At 63.2% G+C, this 6,623-nt stretch carries 4 protein-coding genes; 1 reads left to right on the top strand and 3 read right to left on the bottom strand.

Translation table 11 applies throughout. The features are described 5' to 3' along the window. Positions 1 to 123: 123 nt before the first annotated feature. Entirely contained in the window at positions 124 to 1,194 is a 1,071-nt protein-coding gene (locus EN750_RS12935; protein WP_127327278.1) for a diguanylate cyclase, read from the top strand. Between the two features lie 104 nt (positions 1,195 to 1,298). Here EN750_RS12935 and EN750_RS12930 read toward each other — a convergent pair whose 3' ends face one another. From EN750_RS12930 to EN750_RS12920, 3 genes are all read right to left on the bottom strand, one after another. Then, the gene (locus tag EN750_RS12930) at positions 1,299 to 2,672 is read right to left on the bottom strand and encodes a 3-deoxy-7-phosphoheptulonate synthase class II (RefSeq protein ID WP_127396642.1); all 1,374 of its coding nucleotides are present in this window, start codon (positions 2,670 to 2,672) and stop codon (positions 1,299 to 1,301) included. Between the two features lie 136 nt (positions 2,673 to 2,808). After that, the gene (gene mfd / locus EN750_RS12925; RefSeq protein WP_127396641.1) at positions 2,809 to 6,306 is read right to left on the bottom strand and encodes a transcription-repair coupling factor; all 3,498 of its coding nucleotides are present in this window, start codon (positions 6,304 to 6,306) and stop codon (positions 2,809 to 2,811) included. Positions 6,307 to 6,378: 72 nt separating this feature from the next. Next, positions 6,379 to 6,623, bottom strand: a 245-nt coding sequence (locus tag EN750_RS12920) for a succinate dehydrogenase assembly factor 2 (RefSeq protein WP_145967615.1), incomplete at its 5' end; no start/stop codon positions are given.

The following is a 6,623-nucleotide window of genomic DNA, read 5'->3' as shown; positions in this document are numbered from 1 at the left end:
AGCGAAGGCCGTGGGTGGGGACGCATCCCTTCGCAAGTTGTTCGAAGCGTCGGTCGCATTCCCCAGGGCTCGGCGACAAAGGAAACCGCGAATTCCGCGGAGGATCCGAGGGGAAGAACCAAGATGCAGCCGGCAGCTGTCCCGACCGAACGAAGCACCGACATCGCAGCCACTGTGGTCGCGACAATGCGCCAATTGGGCGTGCTCGGCCTGCCGCGCAATTACGAGATCTTCTATGAGGCCCTGAGCGGCACCAATCGCGAACTCAGCCTGGCCGTCGTTTCGCTGGCCAGCCGGCCGACACAGGATGAACTGGACCAGATCGGGCGCACTTTCTTTGCCCACAACCATGGCCCTGGCATCGTCGAGCATGCCAGAGACGTCATTGCCAGGGAGCTCGAGGAGGTTGCTTCGCTGCTGCGGAGCGAGCGCAGCCACATCGAGAAATACGGCAGGATCCTCGATGAGACATCGAGCGGCCTCAGCGGACGCAGCCTTCTCTCTCAGGATCTCCTGCAGAAGATCGCCAACGCCATGGCGGTTGCCACCAATTCGACGATCGATCACGGCCGGCAGGTGGCCTCGACGCTCAGCGACAAGACGGCCGAACTCGAAAGCGTCAAGTCGAAGCTTGAGGAGTACAAGCGCCTGGCCGACACCGATCCCTTGACGCATATCTGGAATCGGCGCGCCTTCGACAAGGAGATCACCAGGATCTACAACAGCAACAGGGGTATCCTGTTCAACGCCCTGGTTCTTGTCGACATCGACCGCTTCAAGGATATCAACGACCGCTATGGCCACCCGGTCGGCGACAAGATCATCCAGAGCATCGCCGATATTTTCCAGACCAGCATTCGCGGCGACATGTTCGTCGCCCGCACCGGCGGCGAGGAGTTCGCGCTGATCATCGAGGGCGCCAGCGAGGACGCCACCTATGACGTTGCGGAGCGCATTCGCGCCCTGATCGAGCAGACGCCGTTCACCAGCAGCCAGACCGGCACGAATTACGGCACCGTCACCGTCTCGATGGGCATCTGCATGGCTTCCGAAGCCGAAGGACCCGAAGATCTCTACACCAAGGCCGACCGGGCGCTCTATCGCTCCAAGGTCAGCGGCCGCAACCGGGTCACCAGGCACTCGACGATGGCAGGCCGGGCCGGCAAGAGCTGGCTGCTCTACAAGAAGGACTGACAGTCCCTGCCCGCTGGTGCCGGGAACACTGGACTAGCGCAGACACGAAAGGCGCCCGATTTCTCGGACGCCCTTTCGTGGATCTTATTCGGACTGCGCGAAAATCAGCCGTTGACCGCCTGCTTGTGCTGCACCGGGTGGCTCTTCTTCAACAGATCCGAGACCAGGAAGGCCAGTTCGATCGCCTGGTCGGCGTTAAGGCGCGGATCGCAATGGGTGTGGTAGCGGTCCTGCAATTCCTCGGCGGTGATGGCGCGCGCGCCACCGGTGCATTCGGTGACGTTCTTGCCGGTCATTTCGACATGGATGCCGCCCGGATGCGTGCCTTCGGCGCGGTGCACCTCGAAGAAGGTCTGGACCTCCTTGAGAATGCGGTCGAACGGCCGCGTCTTGTAGCCGGCGGCCTCGATCGTGTTGCCGTGCATCGGGTCCGACGACCACACCACGGAGCGGCCTTCCTTCTGCACCGCGCGAACCAGCTTCGGCAGATGGTCGGCGACCTTGTCGGAACCGAAGCGGGCGATCAGCGTCAGCCGGCCGGGCTCGTTCTCGGGATTGAGGAGGTCGATCAGCTCCAGCAAGCCGTCCGGCGTCAGCGAAGGACCGCATTTCAGCCCGAGCGGGTTCTTGATCCCACGGCAATATTCGACATGGGCATGATCGGGCTGGCGGGTGCGGTCGCCGATCCAGATCATGTGGCCTGACGTGGCGTACCAGTCGCCGGAGGTCGAATCGACGCGCGTCAGTGCCTCCTCGTAGCCGAGCAGCAGCGCCTCATGGCTGGTGTAGAAATCCGTCTCGCGCAGCGCGTAGTTGGTTTCCGAAGTGATGCCGACGGCCTTCATGAAGTCCATCGTCTCGGTGATGCGGTTGGCGAGAGACTCATATTTTTCGCCCTGCGGGCTGTCGGACACGAAGCCGAGCATCCAGCGGTGCACGTTCTCCAGGCTGGCATAGCCGCCTTGCGCGAAAGCGCGCAGAAGGTTGAGCGTCGCCGCCGACTGGCGGTACGCCATTTCCTGGCGAGCGGGATCCGGAATGCGCGACTTCGGGTCGAATTCGATGCCGTTGATGATATCGCCGCGATAGCTGGGCAGCGTCACCTCGCCCTTTGTCTCGTTGCCGGACGATCGCGGCTTGGCGAACTGGCCGGCAACGCGGCCAACCTTCACCACCGGCTGCGCGCCGGCGAAGGTGAGCACCACGGACATCTGCAGGAAGACGCGGAAGAAATCGCGGATGTTGTCCGCGCCATGCTCGGCGAAGCTCTCGGCGCAATCGCCGCCCTGCAGGAGGAATGCGTCACCGGCGGCGACAGAAGCGAGCTGCTTCTTCAGCTTGCGCGCCTCACCGGCAAAAACCAGCGGCGGAAAGGTTGCGAGCTGGGCCTCCGTGTTCTTCAGCGCGGCAAGGTCCGGATAGGCAGGAACTTGCTTGATCGGCTTTGCTCTCCACGAATTCGGCGACCATTTCGTCATCGCTGCACCCAACGCTCTTTCCGGCAAGCACCCTCGCCTGCCATTTCCCGCCCCTATATGGGATGGCGGCTCCATACACGAAGCCGATTTCCTATTCTAGACCGGAATTCAAGCGCTGGCGAATGGCCTGGGCCGGCTATGCCGCCTTCTCCACCAGCCGCGCCAACTGCGTCATGACGACCGCCGAGCCCGCCAATCGCTTCTCGGGGGTTGGCCAATCGCGCACGAAGACGACGCTGTGGTCCGGCCGGATCTTGGCCAGCGAGCCCTGCTCGCCGATGAACCGGACGAGCCCGACCGGGTTGGAGAATTCGCGCTTGCGGAAATGGATGACGACGCCCTTCGGCCCGGCGTCGAGCTTCTCGACATTGGCCTTGCGGCAGAGCGCCTTGATGAAGACGATCTTGAGCAGATGCTTGACTTCGTCCGGCAGCGGGCCGAAGCGGTCGATCAGCTCGGCGCCGAAAGCGTCGATTTCCTCGGTGTTTTCGAGATCGCCAAGCCTGCGGTAGAGCGCCAGCCGGAGCTGCAAATCCGGAACATAGCTTTCCGGGATCATCACCGCCGTGCCGACGGCAATCTGCGGCGACCAGCCGCCATCCTGCACTTCGCCGGAATCCTTCACCTCGCCGACGGCCTCTTCCAGCATCTGCTGGTAGAGCTCGAAGCCGACCTCCTTGATGTGGCCGGACTGCTCTTCGCCAAGAAGATTGCCGGCGCCACGGATGTCGAGGTCGTGGCTGGCCAGTTGGAAGCCGGCCCCCAGCGTATCCAGCGATTGCAGCACCTTCAGCCGGCGCTCGGCGGTGTCGGTGAGCTTGCGGTTGGCCGGCAGCGTGAACAACGCATAGGCGCGCACCTTCGAGCGGCCGACGCGACCGCGTAACTGGTAAAGCTGCGACAGGCCGAACATGTCGGCGCGATGGATGATCAGCGTGTTGGCGGTCGGGATGTCGAGACCGGATTCGACGATGGTCGTCGACAGCAGCACGTCGTACTGGCCGTCATAGAAGGCATTCATGATATCGTCGAGTTCGCCCGGCGGCATCTGGCCATGTGCCACCGCTACCTTCAACTCCGGCACGGATTCCTTCAGGAAATCATGGATTTCCGAGAGATCGCTGATGCGCGGCACCACATAGAAGGAATGGCCGCCGCGATATCGCTCGCGCAGCAGCGTCTCGCGGATGACCAGCGGATCGAACGGCGAGATGAAGGTGCGCACCGCCATTCGGTCGACCGGCGGCGTGGCGATCAGCGACAGCTCGCGCACCCCGGTCAACGCCAGTTGCAGCGTGCGCGGGATCGGTGTCGCCGAGAGCGTCAGCACGTGCACGTCGGTCTTCAAATCCTTCAGCCGCTCCTTGTGCTTGACGCCAAAGTGCTGCTCCTCGTCGATGATCAGCAGGCCAAGGTTCTTGAACGAGATCGCGGAACCAAGCAGCGCGTGCGTGCCGATGACGATGTCGACCTGGCCCTCGGCGATGCCTTTCTTGGTCTCGGCCAGTTCCTTGGCGCCGACCAGCCGCGACGCCTGGCCGACACGGATCGGCAGGCCGGAGAAACGCTGCGAAAAGGTCTTGAAATGCTGGCGCGACAACAATGTCGTCGGCACCACAACTGCCACCTGAAAGCCTTCCATCGCCGCGATGAAGGCGGCGCGCAGCGCCACTTCGGTCTTGCCGAAGCCGACATCGCCGCAAATCAGCCGGTCCATCGGCTTGCCGGCAGCAAGATCGTCGCGCACCGAATCGATGGCCGTCTGCTGGTCGTCGGTCTCCTCATAGGGGAAGCGGGCCGCGAACTCGCCATAGAGGCCTTCTGCCGGCACCAGTGGCGGTGCGGAGCGCATCTGCCGTTCGGCGGCGATGCGGATCAGCTGCCCGGCCATGTCGAGCAGGCGCTTCTTCAGTCGCGCCTTGCGCGACTGCCAGGCGCCGCCGCCAAGCTTGTCCAGCGTCGCCTCGGCCGTGTCGGAACCGTAGCGCGACAGGAGTTCGATGTTTTCCACCGGCAGGAACAGCCGGTCGTCGCCGGCATAGTGGATTTCCAGGCAGTCATGCGGTGCGCCGACCGCTTCGATGGTGCGCAGGCCGATGAAACGGCCAATGCCGTGGTCGGCATGGACAACGATGTCGCCGGCCGACAGCGCCGAGGCCTCGGCGATGAAATCCGACGGACGCTTCTTGCGTTTCGAGCGCCGGATCAGCCGGTCGCCCAAAATGTCCTGTTCGGCGACGACGACCAGTTTTTCGGTCTCGAAGCCGGATTCGAGCGGCAGTACGGCCAGGGCCGCCTGCCCCGGTTCGAGCTTTTCGGCTTCCGCCAGCGTCGCCACCTGCTTGAGATTGCCGAGATGGTGTTCGGCAAGGATCTGGCCAAGCCGGTCGAGCGAGCCTTCGGTCCAGCCGGCAATGACAATGCGGCGGCGCGCCGCGCGCTCATCGGCGATGTGTTTGACGACGACATCGAACACATTGGCGTTCGGATCGGCGCGCTCCTCGACGAAGCTGCAGCCGTGGCGTGAGCCGGCGTGATAGACCTTCTTGGCGCCAACTTCGGGCGCGTCGAATGGCGTGAAGTCGATCGCTTCACGCGACCCGAGCGAGGCAATCAGGTTTTCCGGGGAGAGATAGAGCAGGTCCGGTGCGACCGGCTTGTAGGGCACGGCGTCCTTCAAGGCACCGTCCGCCTGCTTCTTGCGCGCCTCGTAATGGTCGAGGATCAGCGTGTGGCGTTCGGCCAACGCCTCATGCGCCAGATGGTCGAAGATGACAGGCGTGTCAGGCAGATAGTCGAACACCGTCTCCAGCCGCTCATAGAAAAACGGCAGCCAGTGTTCCATTCCGGCAAACCGCCTGCCTTCGCTGACTGCTGCATAGAGCCCGTCATCGCGCTGTGGAGCGCCAAAGGCTTCGATATAGGAGCGGCGGAAACGGCTGATGGTTTCGGGCGTCAGCGCCACTTCGCTCATCGCCTGCAGCGCCATCGACTTGCGCTGGCCGGTGGTGCGCTGCGTGGCGGCGTCGAACACACGGATCGATTCCAGCGTGTCGCCGAAGAAGTCGAGCCTGAGCGCTTCGGTCCACCCAGGCGCGAACAGGTCGAGAATGCCGCCGCGCACTGCGAACTCACCGATGCCGCGCACTGTCGGCACGCGCTCAAAACCGGACGTTTCCAGCCGCGACACCAGTACATTCATGTCGATCTGGTTGCCGGGTCTGGCATGAAAGGTCTGTGCCTCGACGAGATCCGCCGGCGGAATGCGTTGCAGCAGCGCATTGGCGGTGGTGAGGATGACGGCGCGGTGCGGCTTCTTCGCCAGCGCGATCATGGCCGTCAGCGCATCGAGGCGCTTGGCGGCAGCATCCGAACCGGGCGAAACGCGGTCGTAAGGCAGACAATCCCACGCCGGTAGTTCCAGCACCGGCAGGCCGGGGGCAGCGAAAGACAGCGCCTCAACGATCGCCGGCAGGCGCTGACCGTCGCGCGCGACGAACAGAACCGGCTTGTCCGGCGCGATCTCAAGTGCCGCCTGCACCAGCGCAAAGGCTTCGTAGCCATCGGCGACGCCGTCGACGATGAACTGGCCGGCGCGGTCTTTCGGCAGACCGATGGTGGGAATGAGGCTCATGAAATCACGGTCTTGTTTTATCGCAATTCCGAACGGAAAACCGCTTCGTGCTTTTCCTGGAATTGCTTGTGTTCAGAATGTCAGAGAATGGCGGAAAGCCAGGATCTTTTGCAGGACGGCACAATCGATATCGGCCGGCACCGGGCGTTCGCCGGTGACCATGGGCAGGAATTCGGTATCGGGAATGTCGAGGAGCCTCTCATATTGGTCGATTTCCTCAGCCGTCAAGGCGCCGATCTCAGCGTCGGCGAAAGTGCCGAGGATCAGGTCCATCTCGCGCATGCCGCGATGCCAGGAGCGAAACAGAAGCTTGCGGC

It is taken from the genome of Mesorhizobium sp. M7A.F.Ca.ET.027.03.2.1, assembly GCF_003999175.1.
Lineage (GTDB): Bacteria > Pseudomonadota > Alphaproteobacteria > Rhizobiales > Rhizobiaceae > Mesorhizobium.
The sequence above is the reverse complement of the archived record's forward strand: the minus strand, read 5'-3'. Positions and strand labels throughout refer to the sequence as shown.

Excerpts from the sequence above, each read along its gene's own strand:
- EN750_RS12935 (WP_127327278.1), top strand. The coding sequence starts at position 124 with ATGCAGCCGGCAGCTGTCCCGACCGAACGAAGCACCGACATCGCAGCC.
- EN750_RS12930 (WP_127396642.1), bottom strand. The coding sequence starts at position 2,672 with ATGACGAAATGGTCGCCGAATTCGTGGAGAGCAAAGCCGATCAAGCAA.
- mfd (WP_127396641.1), bottom strand. The coding sequence starts at position 6,306 with ATGAGCCTCATTCCCACCATCGGTCTGCCGAAAGACCGCGCCGGCCAG.